Below are 15,962 nucleotides of genomic sequence, written 5' to 3' on the forward strand. Positions count from 1 at the left end.
TGTTTTAAATTATATTAAAAAATATTAGATTGCTAAAATTTCTGAAATCAATAAAAGGTCTTTATTGATTTCGTTATGTTTTTTAATGGCTTCTTCAATAGGTGTGTACACCATATCGTTGGAACGCATTCCTGCCATTACATTGGTTTTTCCTTCCATTAATCCTACCACGGCACCATAACCCAGCCTGCTGGCCAAAACCCTGTCTGCACAACTTGGTGAGCCACCTCTCTGGATGTGTCCTAAAATAGCAACACGGATGTCATAATCAGGAAATTCCTGCTTGGTCTGCTCCGCAAGCTCATAAATGTTGGCCAGTTTTTCACCTTCCGCCACAACAACGATACTTGAAGCTTTTCCCGTTTTTTCTGCATTTCTGAAAGTTGCAAAAAGCTCATCCATGCTATCTTTTCTCTCAGGAATTAAAATATCAAGGGCACCTGTTGCCAGTCCGCTGTTTAATGCAATAAAACCTGCGTCACGTCCCATCACCTCAACAAAGAAAACCCTGTTGTGCGAAGTTGCCGTATCACGGATTTTATCGATGGCCTCCATAGCCGTATTCAGGGCTGTATCATAACCGATCGTGTTATCAGTACCGAAAATATCGTTATCAATAGTTCCCGGAACACCGATTACCCTGATCCCAAATTCTTCATTAAAGATTTTTGCTCCGGTAAAAGTTCCGTCCCCACCAATACAAACCAAAGCATCAACACCATGTTTTATACAGTTGTCATAAGCTTTTTGACGGCCTTCCTTGGTTTTGAATTCCATTGATCTGGCAGATTTCAGAATGGTTCCGCCCTGGTTGATTATATTTTTTACGGAACGAGGACCCATTTTCAGGAAATCATCGTTGATAAGGCCGTTGTAACCTTCTCTTACTCCGTAGCATTCGATATTATAATAGTTTGCGGTTCTCACTACCGCTCTTAATGCTGCATTCATACCCGGAGAATCTCCTCCTGAAGTAAGAACTGCAATTTTTTTTACAGCACTCTCTTTCATCTAGTAAAAAATTTCGAACACAAATTTACAAAAACAAGTTCAGATTATGGCAGTAACTTTATAATAGTTTTGAATATAAATAATTAAAAACTTCTAAAATTTGTGGGTTTAAAAAAATATCTCGCTGTTTTCGTTTCCGGAGAATTTACATCAAGATCGTACCAGGGCGAAATATTTTTATCAAAAGGATTGGAAAGTAAGTGGATAGACTGGGCAGGAGTAAAACCTTCACTTAATAAAAATAAGTTTTTACCTTCCTTATTCTGACACATTCCGGAAATGAAAACAATATGCCCCGGACTTCCTGGTGTGATCAGGATATCCCCGGTTTTAAGATCTGCGTTTTTCATAACAGGATCGGTTTCTTTATTTAATGAAACGGTTCCTGCATAATTAAAAACCAGGTCTAAATAATTTCTGAAATTCTGATAAGAACCATCGAAATCTGAAGTTTTTCTGAAGTTTACAGAATTCCCGTTAACAAAAGCTCTTACACCATCTTTATAATCATTCCATGAAATGAGATCGCCACTTGTAAAATGAAACTTTATCCGGTCAGATTGTTTGGTTTTAAATAAATATTCTGCTCTCAGGCGAATAATTGCATCGGCGCATTGTTGCAAATCTTTTTGGCCTGTATCGATATCAAAAACTGCTTGATGAAGATGTTGAGTAGAAATAGAGCTTCCGTCGTATTTTAAAATCGGACTTCCGTAAGGTTTCAGTTTGAAATTTTCAATAAAATATCCGAATGAATCAGGCTTTTCATCAATCCATTCATAACCTTCCGGTGCAGAAAATCTTTCTTTAACGGTATTTTTTCTTTATTAATGTGAACTGCGTTTTCAGAAATTAAATGTTCATATTGATCAGGCTCTGCTAAAAGCCTGTCTCCCGGCTTTTCTTTACTGCAGCTAGAAATTAATAAAGCAACAATAATTCCCGAAATAATTTTTTGCATAATAGTCTAAACTTAGATTGAAAATTAATAAAGTTCCCGATCAGGAAAGATACTAATTTTTCTCTGTCAAATACTTCCAATACCTCTTCGGAACATGCTGGATATGCAATTTCAAATTTTTTCGTTCTACAATATTGGTTTTCGTAAAATACCGCTGCCAAAGCGTCTGATAATTCTTCTCTTCATCATGAAACTTCTGCTGATATTGAAGAAGGTCTAATTCTTCTTCCGGATAAAAGAAATCACACGTTTCCAGATCATATAGAACTCCGTAATTCCTACGGAGGTCATAAATCATCCATTTCTGATCCTGATACCGGTCTTTAAAATGCTTTCGGATTAAAGGAACGACATTAAAATCAGGATCAATTTTAGCAAAGAAAACGTCATCCGACATTTTTTCAAATCTTACAAATGCCGTCATCCGGTGCCGTTCTCTGTCAACAGATTTGCAGATCTTTGAAATTTTTAAAATATCCCGGTCAGCGAAATTTTGTAAAATATCTTCTTCCGGATATCGCATGGATTGTCTTACTGCAGACAAAATCAGTTTTTCCAATTCAATATTTTCCGACAAAAAAACTTTCAGTAATTGATGGATTCCTGACTTACCGATGTTTTGCTCCAGTTTATTTAAAACCCTTTCGGATTTATCATTTTGTGTAATCACCTCATGAATTTCTGCAAAGATATTTTCCTGATAAAACTTTTCCCGGCTGACGATTTCTACCTCTTTATAACGATACTCGAATACTTCAAATACCGCTGTGAAAAGTCCGTCGAAGCTTCCGTCATAGAGTAAAGTGGTCATAATTATTTGAAAGTATAATAATTGCAGTTAATTTATTTTAAAGAAAATTCGTGTTCAATCGTGAAAATATTTGTGCAATTTGTGTTTAAAATCAAAAAAGTGTGAGCTGCTGCGAAAACTGATTGTGAAACTTCGAAGAGCTTCCACCAATCAATAATTTTCTGAAATTTTTATCCGTCAAATACCTGAGATAAGCATTTCCGGCATTGAAATCAATAAAATATCTTGCTCTGTTAACTGCTGCACCAAGTTTTTTAAGATGATCCATATTCAAAACCTGAAAATGTCTTGCACTCACAATTTTTTTCGCTGTTTTTACACCAATCCCAGGAATCCTTAAAATCATCTGATAATCCGCTGTCTGGAGATTAACAGGAAATTGATCCAGGTGTCTCAAAGCCCAGCTTAGCTTCGGATCAATTTCAAGATCTAAAAACGGAATATTGGGGTCTAAAATTTCTTCTGCCTTAAAACCGTAAAATCTCATCAGCCAGTCCGATTGATATAGCCTGTTTTCCCTGAGCATCGGAACTTCCGTTGTTAAAGCCGGGAGTCTTTTATCTTCAAGAACCGGTACATATCCTGAATAATACACTCTTTTCAGATTAAAGTTCTTATAAAAATGATCGGCAACTTTAATGATCTGCAGATCATTTTCATTTGTTGCACCCACAATCATCTGGGTCGATTGCCCTGCAGGTGCAAATTTGGGAACTTTCCTGAAAATTTTCTTTTCATCTTTGTATTGATCAATTCCTTTCTGAATATATTTCATCGGATTGAGCATATCCTGCCGGTTTTTTTCAGGTGCCAATAATTTCAATCCACTTTCTGTAGGGATCTCAAGATTTATGGAAAGCCTGTCTGCATACAGTGCTGCTTCCTGCATTAATTCATCACTGGCCCCGGGGATCGATTTTAAATGAATATATCCGTTGAAGTTTTCCTCAAGACGTAATTTCTTTGCCACTCTTACCAACCGTTCCATAGTGGTATCGGCATTTTTGAATATTCCTGAACTTAGAAATAATCCTTCAATATAATTTCTGCGGTAAAAATTGATCGTCAGGTCTACGACTTCTTCAACAGTGAAAGCAGCTCTTTTGATATCGTTTGAGCTTCTTGAAACACAATATGCACAATCGTAAATGCAGTGGTTGGTTAAAAGAATTTTAAGAAGCGAAACGCACCGCCCGTCTTCTGTATAGGTATGACAAATCCCACTTACGGAGCTGTCTCCTAAAGCACCTTTTTTATTCTTTCTCGTACCTCCGCCGGATGAGCAGGAAACATCATATTTCGCAGCATCAGCAAGGATTTCGAGTTTTTCTTTAAGGCGTTCAAAATTCATTGGTAGATCGGGTAAATTAACTTAAACAGGCTTTTTTCAGTTCAAAAGTAATTCCAAAATTGAGAAATGTCACCCTTTTTTAACGAAAGTTATCAACAAAAAAACGCTTCAAAATGATTATATTTACGGTTCATTAAAGTTATACTATGAATCATCAACCGATTGAAGGTTTTTCCAAGCTTACCAAGAACGGGAAAATCGACTGGCTCGTAAACGAATATCTTGAAGGAAACCAGGAATATCAAAATATACTAAAACAATACTGGAACGAAAATGCTGATCTTCAGAAACTTCATGAAGAGTTTTCAGAAAATACGATTTCCAATTTCTATATGCCTTACGGAATTGCTCCAAACTTCTTAATTGACGGGAAACTACTGGCTCTTCCAATGGCTGTCGAAGAAAGCTCTGTCGTAGCTGCTGCTTCCAAAGCGGCAAAATTCTGGATTGATAAAGGTGGATTCAAAACGACCATCATCAACAATGAAAAGCTGGGGCACACGCATTTTATATTTAAAGTAGAGCCTCATAAATTATTACATTTCTTTAATTTCAGTTTAAAGAAAAAATTATTTGAAGCTACAGAAGATATCACGGCTAATATGAGAAAGCGCGGTGGTGGAATCTTAGATATTAAATTAGTGGATAAAACCTCAGAAATGCCGGATTATTACCAGCTAAAAGCAAGTTTTGATACGGTAGATTCCATGGGAGCTAATTTTATCAATTCATGTCTGGAGCAGTTTGGTAAGACTTTAAAACAGGAAGTTGCAATTAGTGAAGATTTTTCTCAGGATGAAAAGAATTCTTTACAGATTGTCATGAATATCCTTTCCAATTTTACCCCGGACTGTGTGGTAAGAGCTGAGGTTTCATGTAAGATCGATGATTTAAAAGACGACAGTGGGATTTCAAATGAAGAATTTGCCTGGAAATTCAAGCAGGCGGTTACGATTGCTGAAATAGAGCCTTTCCGTGCAACGACCCATAATAAAGGTGTTATGAACGGGGTGGATGCTGTAGTGATTGCTACCGGGAATGATTTCAGAGCTACTGAAGCCTGCGCTCATGCTTATGCGGCAAGAGACGGACAGTACAGATCATTGACGCATTGTACAACAGATAATGGTATTTTCAGATTCTGGATCGATCTTCCGATTTCTGTAGGGGTTGTAGGAGGCTTAACTAATCTGCATCCTTTGGTGAAGTTTTCTTTAGCATTGCTTGGAAAACCTTCTGCCCAGGAATTAATGAGCATTCTGGCGGTTTCGGGACTGGCTCAGAATTTCGGAGCTTTACGTTCCCTTGTGACCACCGGAATTCAGAAAGGACATATGAAAATGCACCTGCTGAATATTCTGAATCAGATGGGAGCCACGGAAGAAGAAAAACAGCATTTTGTGACTTATTTTAAAGATAAAACGGTAACCCATCATGAAGTTATCAGTGAGTTTAACAGATTAAGAGCTCAGTAATGCTTCAGATCGTTTTACCCATCATATTTATAGGATTCGGAATTTTTTTAAAGAAAACAACTTTAAGAGGTTTTCAAAGTTCAAAAAGATTTTCCACGATGTTTATCATATTGGGAATTTCAACATTGGTTGCCAAATTTATTTTAATCTACTTAAAATCGAAATAGTGAAAAAAAGTGTTCTGGTTTTTGTGCTGATTTCCTGTTTAAGTTTTTCCCAACGGAAAGATGTGAGAATTAGTGAACTGCAGCCGAAATCCGAAGATTATGTTTTTCCTGTTATTTCTTATGAAAAATCTCAGGTAGAAAATAAAATCAATACTTTTTTACAGGTTGATGAGCTGGAATATGTACCGGGCTCAGGAGGAAACCCTTTTAAACTGGTTTCTTCAGCAACGAATTCTTATACCAACTATGTTCAGTTTTACGGGTGGGAAAAATTAGAAACTCCTGAAAATATCCTCAGCATTTCTATCGAGGGAGAGGCAAGCGGGGCTTATCCTGAAGGCTTTTCCAAATCTGATAATTTTGACCTGAGAACGGGGAATTATATTAATCTGCAGGATTTGTTTCAGCCCAATTCAGTTAAAACGATTGAGAACTTAATCAATAGGAAAGTAAAGAAAAGAATTGATGATTTTATTACCCGGTTAAAGTCTGAAAAGAACCCTTCTGAAGAGACACAGGATCAGATTTCGATCTATGAAGGCTGTTTTACAGACCATACTCTGGAATACCTGGATTATCATTTTGGAAAAGATAAACTGACTGTTGTAGTTGAGAGATGTTCCAATCATGCAATGAGAGCCCTGGACGATCTGGGTGAGCATATTATTGAAATACCCTATAAAGATCTGGAAAAATACTGGAGCTCTTATGCAAGGAATTTACTTTCCGGATCTGAGCAGGCTGTTGCCCAACCGGGTATACAAAACCGGCTTTATAAAGGAAAAATCGATGGGAAATATCCGATTACGGTTTTAATCAAACGGGTTTTTGAGGATGGTTCTTTTTCTGCGGTGTACTGGTATGATAAAAATAAAAAGCTGATAGAATGGGGTGGTACGCTTAAAGGCAGTCACATTTCTATTACAGAAAACGATTATCACAGTGAAGAACTAAAGGCCTGGATACCTAAAGCACTGATTGAGGCAGATGTGAAAGGAAAAAGGATTACAGGAACCTGGCAGGATTATAAAACAAAGAAATATTTGAATCTGGAATTAGAAGAATTATAAAAAATGAAAACAATTACTTTGGTTTTTGGTGCCGTGTACGGCATGTTGTCGGTAATTTTAGGTGCATTCGGCGCGCACGCATTAAAGAAAATTTTATCCGTAGAAAGGCTTGAAAGCTTTGAAACAGGAGTAAGATATCAGATGTATGCAGCATTTTTTTTGCTGATTGCAGGATATATTTTAAAATTTGAAACCTCATCTGAGAAATGGGTTTCTATATTAATGATTGCGGGAACGATGCTGTTTTCATTCAGTATTTATTTCTTAAGTCTGCAGGATTATCTTGGAGCTAATCTGAAGTTTTTAGGGCCCATTACTCCGCTTGGTGGTTTGCTGATGATCTTAAGTTGGGGAATGCTTATTCTTTATTTTGCTAAAAATAAAATATAGAAGAGAGAGTGAAAATCAACAGAAGAAGACGGATCATAAAAACATTTAATCTTTTAGATCAGCCTATCAGATTCAACCCTTTTGTGTTCAGTCGTGCTTTTTTCATGTGGGCATTTACCGGTCTGGTTGGTGGTATTATTGCCGGCCTTTACTGGATCGTTCTTGAATATTTTACAGAAGAACTAGCTCATTTCCAAGGCTGGCTGGTCATTCCGGTAATGGCAATTTGCGGGCTGTTAGCAGGCTTGGTGATTCATTTCATCGGAGATCCGGGCGAAATTCATCTGATCGTTAACAACATCAGGTTTAATAAAGGAAAACTGGAACCGAAAAATAATCCGTCCATGATCTTGTCATCACTTTTTTGTGTGGCGTCAGGAGGAAGTTTGGGACCGGAAGCACCGTTGGTTCAGGTGACAGGTTCTACAGGAACATGGCTTGGGAAAATTTTCAGGCTGAAAGGTGAAGAATTACGGTCTTTAAGTATTGCCGGGATGGCTTCGGGCTTTACCGCACTGTTTGGAGCTCCACTTGGCGGAAGTCTTTTTTCACTGGAAATTTTACATCATAAGCACGCTGTGGAATATTATAAAGCGATTATTCCTGCACTGGTGGCAAGCTGTTTCAGCTATGTGATGTTTGCACTCATCATTCATTTGGGAATTGGTGCGACCTGGAATCTGAAAGCGTATCAGTATTCCGGGGTGTATGATTTTGCATATGCCGTTTTATTTGCCATTGTAGCTACCTTTGTAGGATGGATCTTCATCTTTGTTGTGAAATTTTTCAAGAAAGTCTTTGAGTACAGATCGTTTCCGATTTATATTAAAACTTTAACCGGTGGAATTATTTTAGGTGTTATCGCTTATTATTTTCCGCTGACCAGATATTTCGGGCATAACGAAATCAACCAGCTTATCAACGGAAGTTTTGCTTTAAACTTTCTGATTTTAATTCTGGTCTTTAAAATATTGGCCATTGCAATCACGGTAACTTCAGGATGGAGGGGTGGTTTTATTATCCCGCTGTTTTTTGTGGGAACTACTTTAGGGCTGATCATTCATCATCTGTTCCCTGCTGTAGACACTACTTTAGCAATCGTAAGCTGTATGGCGGCAATCAACGCATGTGTAACGAGAACTCCGATGAGTACAACAATTATTTTGGGCACTTTAACCGGATTTACCTATTTTGTTCCGATACTTTTTGCAAGCTTGACAGGATATTTTCTGGCACCCAGAATTCCGTTTATCGGATCACAGTCTGAAAAATTGGTCGAAGAATAAGGCTGTTTTAAATGGTATGCTAAAAATCAAGTTTCTTATAGCTTAATTTTTGTGCTAAGAATCTTGAACTTCCATGTCTTTTTAGTAAATTTGTCAACCTTTAAAATTTAAAATAAAATAATAAAAATAATATGAATCTTCACGAGTATCAATCAAAAGAGATTTTATCAAAGTACGGAGTAGCTATCCAACGTGGTTTCGTTGCAAACAACGTAGATGAAGCTGTAGCAGCTGCTGAAAAATTGACTGCCGAAACCGGAGCTCAGGCTTGGGTGGTAAAGGCGCAGATTCACGCAGGTGGTCGTGGTAAAGGTGGTGGTGTTAAGTTTTCTCCAAACATGGATAAGCTTAAAGAAAACGCTCAAAACATCATCGGAATGCAGTTGGTAACTCCACAAACTTCTGCTGAAGGTAAAAAAGTAAACTCTGTTTTGATTGCAGAAGATGTTTATTATCCGGGAGAATCTGAAACTAAAGAATTTTATGTTTCTATTCTTTTAGACAGAGCTGAAGGTAAAAATACCATCGTATATTCTACTGAAGGAGGAATGGATATTGAGCACGTTGCAGAAGTAACTCCTCATTTGATCCACAACGAATTGATTGATCCTGCTTTAGGTCTTCAAGGTTTCCAGGCTAGAAAAATCGCTTTCAATTTAGGTCTTGAAGGGAATGCTTTTAAAGAATTTGTGAAATTTATTTCATCTCTTTACAATGCGTATACAGGAATTGATGCTTCTCTTTTTGAAATCAACCCGGTTTTAAAAACTTCTGATAACAAAATTATCGCTGTTGATGCTAAAGTAACTTTGGATGGTAACTCATTGTTCCGTCATAAAGATCTTGAAGCTTTAAGAGATACAAGAGAAGAAGATCCTATCGATGTTGAAGCTGGTGAAGCCGGTCTTAACTTCGTAAAATTAGATGGTAACGTTGCTTGTATGGTAAATGGTGCCGGTCTTGCAATGGCAACCATGGATATCATCAAATTATCCGGTGGTAACCCTGCCAACTTCCTTGACGTGGGTGGTACTGCTGATGCTCAGAGAGTACAGACTGCTTTCGGAATTATCTTAAGAGATCCGAACGTAAAAGCTATTTTGATCAACATCTTCGGAGGTATCGTAAGATGTGACAGAGTTGCTCAGGGTGTTGTAGATGCTTACAAAGCTATGGGTAGCCTTCCAGTTCCATTGATCGTAAGATTACAGGGAACTAACGCTGTTGAAGCTAAAAAGCTAATTGATGAATCTGGTCTTCCGGTACACTCTGCAATTACTTTGGAAGAAGCTGCAAACAAAGTAAAAGAAGTTTTGGCATAAGACTAAAATTTTTAAATAAATCAGAAACCGTTTCATTTTTGGAACGGTTTTTTTATATCTTAGAATTATAGTTTAATTGGATGAAAAATTTACATATCCCAACTCCCTGTTCTGAAAACTGGGACCTTATGTCTCCTCAGGAAAAAGGCCGGTTCTGCTCAGTGTGTAATAAATGTGTAATCGATTTTACACAGAAAAATAATCTGGAAATAGAACAGATTATGGAAGAAAAAAAAGACGTGAATGTTTGCGGGAGATTCTATAATCACCAGTTAAATATTGAAGACTCAGGATCTTTAAAACTGAAAGACAAATTCTTTAATTATTTACCTTCCGGATTACAAAATAACAGGTTGGCTTTGACATTACTTTCTTTGATCCTGTTTTTAGCGGGATGCTCAAAGCCAAAAGAAACTTGTGCCACTACAGGTGTTGTTGCTGTGGATCTTGAATACGATACTATTAAGAACAAGGATTTTATAATGGGAGAACCATTGATTCAAAATGATTCTGTTGCTAAAATGCCTGAAAAAGATAATAGCCATTTAAAGCAAAAACATAGAAAATAATTCTCATGATATGCAAAAACCGCTTTTAAAGCGGTTTTTTATTATTGATGACTTTCGGTCAATGTATTTTCTCCGTTGGTAATGCTGATGCTCGTCGGCGTTACAAGCTGTATATTATCGGCATCAAGGCGCTGCTTTATTTTCAGGAATGCATCACTTTTAACCTGAACGATATTGGCTCCTACCTTCATCCAGAATTTTGCCTGCAGATTAAATACTCCCTGTTTTAAATCCGTAAAGATTACTTCCGAAGCATCTGTTCGATCTACCTGTTCTAAATTTTTAATAATATCGAGAATCCCTTTTTGAGCTTTCGTAATATCTTCATCTGCAGGAATTTCAAAATTTAAAATAATCCTGCGTTGAGGTGAGGCGGTAATATTATAAAACGGAGCATTAAAGACAACCTGATTAGGAATATAGGCTTTCTTTCCGTCATCCGTAATGATTTTTGTCGTTAAAAATCCGATTTCCTGTACTGTCCCGGAATGATTTCCGATGGTGATATAATCGCCCACTTTGAAAGCTTTGTCAATTCCGATAAGCATCCCTGAAAAGATGCTCGATACAAGATCTTTTAAAGCAACCCCGGCAATTACCCCCGCAACTCCCAAGCTTCCGATAAATTTCCAGAGGAAACCGCTGAATCCCATAATTTCCAGCGAAATAAAAGTTCCCATCATCATGATCAGAAACCTGAAAACCCCGATTAAGGTTACCAAAGAACTTTCTTTCTTGCTTTTCGGAAAAAGTTTGTGAAAAAGCTTTACAGAGGCCTGACTTAAATATTTACTGGTGATCAGGAAAAATGAAAATACGAGAATCCCGACAATTAATTTTGGAGTCAGCTCGGCAAATTTCAGGTACCAGCTTTCTAACACCCTGTAAACCACATCAACATACCTTAAACTGCTTTCTTCCATAAGTTTTTAGTTTTTTTTTATTAAAAGTTATAATTTCTCAACAAAAATTTTGCCAGTTTGTAAAAGTCTATTAAATTTATAGACTAATAAAACAAAATAGTATGTCAATCAAACTAGGAGATACCGCACCCAACTTTCATGCAGAGACTTCTGCAGGAGATATAGATTTTTATAATTATTTAGGAGATTCATGGGGAATCTTATTTTCACATCCTGCCGATTATACGCCTGTGTGCACTACTGAGCTGGGATTTACAGCAAAATTAAAATCAGAATTTGAGCAAAGAGATACCAAAGTAATTGCATTGAGTGTAGATGATGTATCTGATCATCAAAACTGGATTAAAGATATTAACGAAACGCAGAATACAGAAGTACAGTTTCCTATTATAGCAGATAAAGACAGGAAGATTTCAGAATTATATGATTTCATTCATCCTAATGCATCCGCAACTGCTACGGTACGTTCTTTATTAATTATTGACCCGGATAAAAAAGTGCGTCTGATTATTACCTATCCTGCTTCTACCGGAAGAAACTTTAACGAAATTATCAGAGTCCTTGATTCTCTTCAGTTGGTAGATAACCATAAAGTAGCTACTCCGGTGAACTGGAAAAACGGAGAGGATGTAATTGTTCCACCAACGATCTCAACGGAGGATGCCCGAAAAATATTTCCTAAAGGTGTTACAGAAATTAAACCGTATCTGAGATATACACCACAACCCAATATATGATTTGATTTATTTGATTTTTTATAGTTTAGTTTTAATTTGTACGAAAAGCGCCTCAGGAATTTTCCTGAGGCGCTTTCATTTTATAATCTATGTAAGTGATTATTTGCTTACGTCATTAGCAACTTCTCTTGCTTTTGATGTAGGTAAGTAAATACTGAAACCTACGTTGAAAGAGATTGTAGATGTTAATCCTTCGTTTCCAAATCCTGCAACACCGTTATATTTTACGATACCTTCAAGTCCGATATTCGGAGTGATGAAATAAGAATACCCGGGACCTGCACCGAAATCCAGACCTGTTGTCGAATTTCCGTTTTCTACAGATGATCCACCGATACCTACATTACCTTCTAGAAACCATCTTCCGTGGTTTAATAAATTGTCAACACCTTTCTCTCCCGGAGATAAATAATAACGTCCTAAACCTCCTACTGCATAATCGAATCTTGTCGGGCTACCATTGGTAACCTTGCTGATTCCCAAATTAACATATCCACCTATCGCTACATTGTCTTCTATAAAATATGCACCTTTTGGCTGTATTCCGATATTATAACCACCACCGGTATTTAATCCGAAATTACTTGTTACAAGGCTACTCCCTACTAACCAATTACCTTTTTGAATCTGAGCATTTGCTGTTGTTGATAAACCAGCTACAGCTATTATTCCTGTTAAGATTAGTTTTTTCATAATTTATAATTTTTAATAATTAATGTTTATTATTTCTTAAAGTAGTGAAGAACAATAAATGTGCCATAAAGCTCATTTTTAGGTATTTTTCTAGGATTGGGAACCTTTTAAAAATAATTAAAATTCACTTATTTTAACATTTTAATTATAAATCTTACAATGTTAAAACAACAATAAAATAATAGAAACAATTAGTCCTGCAACGGTAAAAACCATTCCGCGTTTAAAAGCCTTGGTTTTAGGATTAAACATCCAGAAACTGGAAATAACGAAGAAAAATAATGAAATCCCGAAAAAGGTATTTAATGGAGATAAAGTGTCCTTAGACTGAGCTTTGTGCAATTTTGTCATTTTATCAAGAACAAATGGCAATTCTTTTTTGGAATATTTGGCCTGTCCGGTTTCTGAATTGTAAGTTCCCTGTTTAAAATGCAAGAGTGTACCTTCGGTTTTTTCGACTTCAAGATTCTTTATTTTTAACTCTTTTCCCAATTCTTTTTCAGAAAGATTTTTATCAACGACCTTGTCATATATTTTCTCCTTCTTTAAAAAATCGGTATCTCTGTACACCAATAAAACTCCGCTCAATGCATACACCGCCATAATCCCGGCTAGGAAATACCCCAAATAGCGGTGAGTGACTCTCATAAAACTTCTGGTATCTTTTATCTTATCCATATCTTATTGTTTTGTTTAAAATCTGAAAAGTGGAAGCTGCAAAAAACGCAACTTCCACCTTGATTATTAATTCTATTTAATTCTTAAAGCTTATAAGTTAATGTGAAATAGTAGTTTCTAGGTGTAATCGGGTTTACAGAGTAGTTTTCATGAACGTTGTAATTGACAACATCGAATAAATTACCCACCTTACCCTGGATAGAGAATTTTTGCCACTCGTAGCCTACGGATAGTGAAACGGTAGTGTAGTCTTTTAAATCAAACATTCTGCTAACACCTTTTCTGCTCACATTAGTAGACTTAGAGTCATTCCATCCTGCAATTCTATCACCAATATAATAAATACCGGCACCTACTTTTAAGCCTTTAATGTGATTGGTAAATTTATAAAAGATAGATGCATTAGCTGTGGTTGCAGGTGTTCTTACCAATCTTTGTTTTTCTACATAACCCTTTTCAGGAGTATCAATATATACTGAGTTATTATAAGAAAATCCTCCTATAATGGAAATGTTTTCCGTTGGGTTACCTGTAATATCCAGCTCTACGCCACGGCTTCTCATTTTTCCGGCAAATTCTTTTAAATTTGAATCTGGTGTTTGTACATTTCCATTGGTATCAAGATAAAAATAAGATTGATAGTAATTATTGTACATGATCTGGTATAATGTTAAATTGATTGCCAAAGCATTATTCCACAGGTTCTTCTTTCCACCGATTTCATATTGATCGATCGTTGTAGGATTTATTCCCTGTTTTTGTAAGTTATTTACCCTGTCTCTTACTTGTGCAGCAGTACCACTGGTATCTAAATTGTTAATATCATTAGAAGTATAGCCAGCGTTTGCAGCAAATGAATTGGTGTACGTAGCAAATACAGATAAATTATCATTTGGCATATATATTAAACCTACTTTAGGTGATAACGCCATATCTGAAGAAGCTGTACTCGCTGTAGGTGGTAATACATCTCCTCTGAAATTTACTTTTTCAGTATTTTTATTTTCAATGTATGACCATCTCAAACCTGCCAAAACTTTAAACTCTTTGGTCAGGCTTACAAAATCTTGCGCATAAAGACCAAACCTTTGAGTAGGTATCCTCGTGCGGTCTAATCTTGTCGCATCCGGCATTGGAGCTCCTGCCCAGGTTGCAGGATTATCCAGATAAATGGTTCCTGCATTGGTAGCATCACCATTTGTTCCGAAAATATATCCTGTTCCGTAAGTGATATTATTTTTTGGATTATAGTAAGTATAAGCATCAGCTACCCCATAGTCGCCATCAGTACCGATTAAAACTTTATGATTGATTTTGCCTGTATTGAATTCTCCATTTACATTAACCTGTAATGAAGTGTAATTTTGTTCATTATAGGTTCTATTTAAAGGCCTTTTCCAGTTCAGTCGATTATTTGCATCATATCCCCACTGAATTCTTTCCGTTGAAAAATAATCTTTAGTATAGTTTTGATAAGAAGCGACAGCATTCAATGTCCATCTCTCACTAAACTGATGATTAAAAGTAATATTTGTTGAAACTTGTTCTACATTTTGATATTGCCAATCTGTACCTAAAAAGGCATTTCTGGGAAGCAGATCATTCATTTTGTAGCTTCCGTCCGGATTGGTAATAGAACCAATTCCAAAGTCTGGGGTAAAATCATTTCTCAGATAATCAGCCTCTACAATCAATTGGGATTTTGCACCCAGATTGAATAAAAATGACGGATTAAAATAATATTTTTCAGACTGTACAACATCTCTGAAGCTCTCTGCATATTCGTAAGCGCCATTTACTCTGAAAGCTATATTTTTAGATAGAGGTCCATAAAAATCAACGGTTGGTTTATAAGAGTTCCAGCTTCCGGCATTTAAACCTATACTTCCTCCGAAATTGAACTTAGGTTTTTTTGTGACCATATTAATAACTCCTCCTGCAGCTGTGTTGCCATAAAGCATTGCATTGGCACCTTTTAATACTTCAACTCTTTCCAGTCCACTTATTTCAGGGAAGACTCCGCTATTAACTCTGGCTCCGTTTTTAAAAATATTATCATTTCCAAGAATAAATCCTCTACCCCCAAAACTATCCTGTGAATTTCCTCTTGAAGAAGTAACGTAAATTCCATTTACATTTTGTAGGACATCACTCAACTGTTTTGCCTGTTGCTGCTCAATCACTTCATGAGTAACAATTGCAATCGGCTGGGGATTCTCCATTACCGTAAGGTTTGACTTTGTAGACAAAGTTTTAGCTTTATTCGGGTTTCCTGTTTTATGGAGGTTTACATCTTCGATAGTTTGAATTCTGATCGTGTCGTTCTCAGGAGTGTACTTCATTTGAGCACCTATTGATATCGATACAATCAGAAAACCTAGAGTAGTAATTTGTCTTTTCATTTTGCTTTATTTAGAGTGGCTTTAAATAAGGCGCAAAAGTAAGTATAATTTAGACTAAATATAAATAAATATTCTGATTTTTATCATATTTTTTATGAATGATGAATTGTCACTAT

16 protein-coding genes are annotated in these 15,962 nt (G+C 36.4%); 7 read left to right on the plus strand and 9 right to left on the minus strand.

The window, feature by feature from the left end; genetic code table 11:
- Positions 1-24 precede the first annotated feature (24 nt).
- The 5 genes from pfkA to AB8P06_RS18915 all read right to left on the minus strand — a co-directional run bounded on the left by pfkA (position 25) and on the right by AB8P06_RS18915 (position 4,134).
- On the minus strand, positions 25-1,011 hold the full coding sequence (gene pfkA, locus AB8P06_RS18895; RefSeq protein ID WP_369843919.1) for a 6-phosphofructokinase: 987 nt from the start codon (positions 1,009-1,011) through the stop codon (positions 25-27).
- A gap of 83 nt (positions 1,012-1,094) precedes the next feature.
- Positions 1,095-1,784, minus strand: a complete 690-nt coding sequence (locus AB8P06_RS18900) for a DUF4846 domain-containing protein (protein ID WP_369844005.1) — start codon at positions 1,782-1,784, stop codon at positions 1,095-1,097.
- A complete protein-coding gene (locus AB8P06_RS18905) occupies positions 1,733-1,972 on the minus strand; it encodes a hypothetical protein (protein WP_369843921.1) in 240 nt (79 codons plus the stop codon). Before AB8P06_RS18905 ends, AB8P06_RS18900 begins: the two co-directional genes overlap by 52 nt.
- Positions 1,973-2,024: 52 nt before the next feature.
- Positions 2,025-2,783 (minus strand): TIGR03915 family putative DNA repair protein, encoded by a 759-nt coding sequence (locus tag AB8P06_RS18910; RefSeq protein ID WP_369843923.1) that lies wholly within the window; start codon positions 2,781-2,783, stop codon positions 2,025-2,027.
- Positions 2,784-2,874: 91 nt separating this feature from the next.
- Positions 2,875-4,134 carry a putative DNA modification/repair radical SAM protein gene (locus AB8P06_RS18915; protein ID WP_369843925.1) on the minus strand — a complete coding sequence of 420 codons (1,260 nt, stop codon included), beginning with the start codon at positions 4,132-4,134 and terminating at the stop codon, positions 2,875-2,877.
- 146 nt (positions 4,135-4,280) lie between these two features.
- Here AB8P06_RS18915 and AB8P06_RS18920 point away from each other — a divergent pair, with 146 nt between their 5' ends.
- From AB8P06_RS18920 to AB8P06_RS18945, 6 genes are all read left to right on the plus strand, one after another.
- Positions 4,281-5,609: a hydroxymethylglutaryl-CoA reductase, degradative gene (locus AB8P06_RS18920; RefSeq protein ID WP_369843926.1), complete on the plus strand. Its 1,329-nt coding sequence runs from the start codon at positions 4,281-4,283 to the stop codon at positions 5,607-5,609.
- A gap of 166 nt (positions 5,610-5,775) precedes the next feature.
- Positions 5,776-6,846: a hypothetical protein gene (locus AB8P06_RS18925; protein WP_369843928.1), complete on the plus strand. Its 1,071-nt coding sequence runs from the start codon at positions 5,776-5,778 to the stop codon at positions 6,844-6,846.
- Between the two features lie 3 nt (positions 6,847-6,849).
- A complete protein-coding gene (locus AB8P06_RS18930; RefSeq protein ID WP_369843930.1) occupies positions 6,850-7,236 on the plus strand; it encodes a DUF423 domain-containing protein in 387 nt (128 codons plus the stop codon).
- A gap of 8 nt (positions 7,237-7,244) precedes the next feature.
- Entirely contained in the window at positions 7,245-8,522 is a 1,278-nt protein-coding gene (locus tag AB8P06_RS18935) for a chloride channel protein (protein ID WP_369843932.1), read from the plus strand.
- A gap of 131 nt (positions 8,523-8,653) precedes the next feature.
- The gene (gene sucC / locus AB8P06_RS18940) at positions 8,654-9,844 is read left to right on the plus strand and encodes an ADP-forming succinate--CoA ligase subunit beta (RefSeq protein ID WP_369843934.1); all 1,191 of its coding nucleotides are present in this window, start codon (positions 8,654-8,656) and stop codon (positions 9,842-9,844) included.
- Positions 9,845-9,924: 80 nt separating this feature from the next.
- Complete coding sequence (locus AB8P06_RS18945; RefSeq protein ID WP_369843935.1) at positions 9,925-10,413, plus strand: hypothetical protein; 489 nt, start codon at positions 9,925-9,927, stop codon at positions 10,411-10,413.
- Positions 10,414-10,454: 41 nt separating this feature from the next.
- Here AB8P06_RS18945 and AB8P06_RS18950 read toward each other — a convergent pair whose 3' ends face one another.
- Positions 10,455-11,336, minus strand: a complete 882-nt coding sequence (locus AB8P06_RS18950) for a mechanosensitive ion channel family protein (protein ID WP_369843936.1) — start codon at positions 11,334-11,336, stop codon at positions 10,455-10,457.
- 101 nt (positions 11,337-11,437) lie between these two features.
- Here AB8P06_RS18950 and AB8P06_RS18955 point away from each other — a divergent pair, with 101 nt between their 5' ends.
- A complete protein-coding gene (locus AB8P06_RS18955; protein WP_369843937.1) occupies positions 11,438-12,073 on the plus strand; it encodes a peroxiredoxin in 636 nt (211 codons plus the stop codon).
- 99 nt (positions 12,074-12,172) lie between these two features.
- Here AB8P06_RS18955 and AB8P06_RS18960 read toward each other — a convergent pair whose 3' ends face one another.
- From AB8P06_RS18960 to AB8P06_RS18970, 3 genes are all read right to left on the minus strand, one after another.
- Positions 12,173-12,766, minus strand: coding sequence for a hypothetical protein (locus AB8P06_RS18960; protein WP_369843939.1), 594 nt, complete (start codon positions 12,764-12,766; stop codon positions 12,173-12,175).
- Positions 12,767-12,928: 162 nt separating this feature from the next.
- Complete coding sequence (locus tag AB8P06_RS18965; protein WP_369843941.1) at positions 12,929-13,444, minus strand: hypothetical protein; 516 nt, start codon at positions 13,442-13,444, stop codon at positions 12,929-12,931.
- Between the two features lie 83 nt (positions 13,445-13,527).
- Positions 13,528-15,846: a TonB-dependent siderophore receptor gene (locus tag AB8P06_RS18970; RefSeq protein ID WP_369843942.1), complete on the minus strand. Its 2,319-nt coding sequence runs from the start codon at positions 15,844-15,846 to the stop codon at positions 13,528-13,530.
- Positions 15,847-15,962 lie beyond the last annotated feature (116 nt).

Origin of the sequence: Chryseobacterium tongliaonense (genome assembly GCF_041224435.1) — a bacterium.
In the GTDB taxonomy this organism is placed as follows: Bacteria; Bacteroidota; Bacteroidia; order Flavobacteriales; family Weeksellaceae; genus Chryseobacterium; species Chryseobacterium tongliaoense.

Excerpts from the sequence above, each read along its gene's own strand:
- pfkA (WP_369843919.1), bottom strand. The coding sequence starts at position 1,011 with ATGAAAGAGAGTGCTGTAAAAAAAATTGCAGTTCTTACTTCAGGAGGA.
- AB8P06_RS18905 (WP_369843921.1), bottom strand. The coding sequence starts at position 1,972 with ATGCAAAAAATTATTTCGGGAATTATTGTTGCTTTATTAATTTCTAGC.
- AB8P06_RS18910 (WP_369843923.1), bottom strand. The coding sequence starts at position 2,783 with ATGACCACTTTACTCTATGACGGAAGCTTCGACGGACTTTTCACAGCG.
- AB8P06_RS18915 (WP_369843925.1), bottom strand. The coding sequence starts at position 4,134 with ATGAATTTTGAACGCCTTAAAGAAAAACTCGAAATCCTTGCTGATGCT.
- AB8P06_RS18920 (WP_369843926.1), top strand. The coding sequence starts at position 4,281 with ATGAATCATCAACCGATTGAAGGTTTTTCCAAGCTTACCAAGAACGGG.
- AB8P06_RS18930 (WP_369843930.1), top strand. The coding sequence starts at position 6,850 with ATGAAAACAATTACTTTGGTTTTTGGTGCCGTGTACGGCATGTTGTCG.
- sucC (WP_369843934.1), top strand. The coding sequence starts at position 8,654 with ATGAATCTTCACGAGTATCAATCAAAAGAGATTTTATCAAAGTACGGA.
- AB8P06_RS18945 (WP_369843935.1), top strand. The coding sequence starts at position 9,925 with ATGAAAAATTTACATATCCCAACTCCCTGTTCTGAAAACTGGGACCTT.
- AB8P06_RS18950 (WP_369843936.1), bottom strand. The coding sequence starts at position 11,336 with ATGGAAGAAAGCAGTTTAAGGTATGTTGATGTGGTTTACAGGGTGTTA.
- AB8P06_RS18955 (WP_369843937.1), top strand. The coding sequence starts at position 11,438 with ATGTCAATCAAACTAGGAGATACCGCACCCAACTTTCATGCAGAGACT.
- AB8P06_RS18960 (WP_369843939.1), bottom strand. The coding sequence starts at position 12,766 with ATGAAAAAACTAATCTTAACAGGAATAATAGCTGTAGCTGGTTTATCA.
- AB8P06_RS18965 (WP_369843941.1), bottom strand. The coding sequence starts at position 13,444 with ATGGATAAGATAAAAGATACCAGAAGTTTTATGAGAGTCACTCACCGC.
- AB8P06_RS18970 (WP_369843942.1), bottom strand. The coding sequence starts at position 15,846 with ATGAAAAGACAAATTACTACTCTAGGTTTTCTGATTGTATCGATATCA.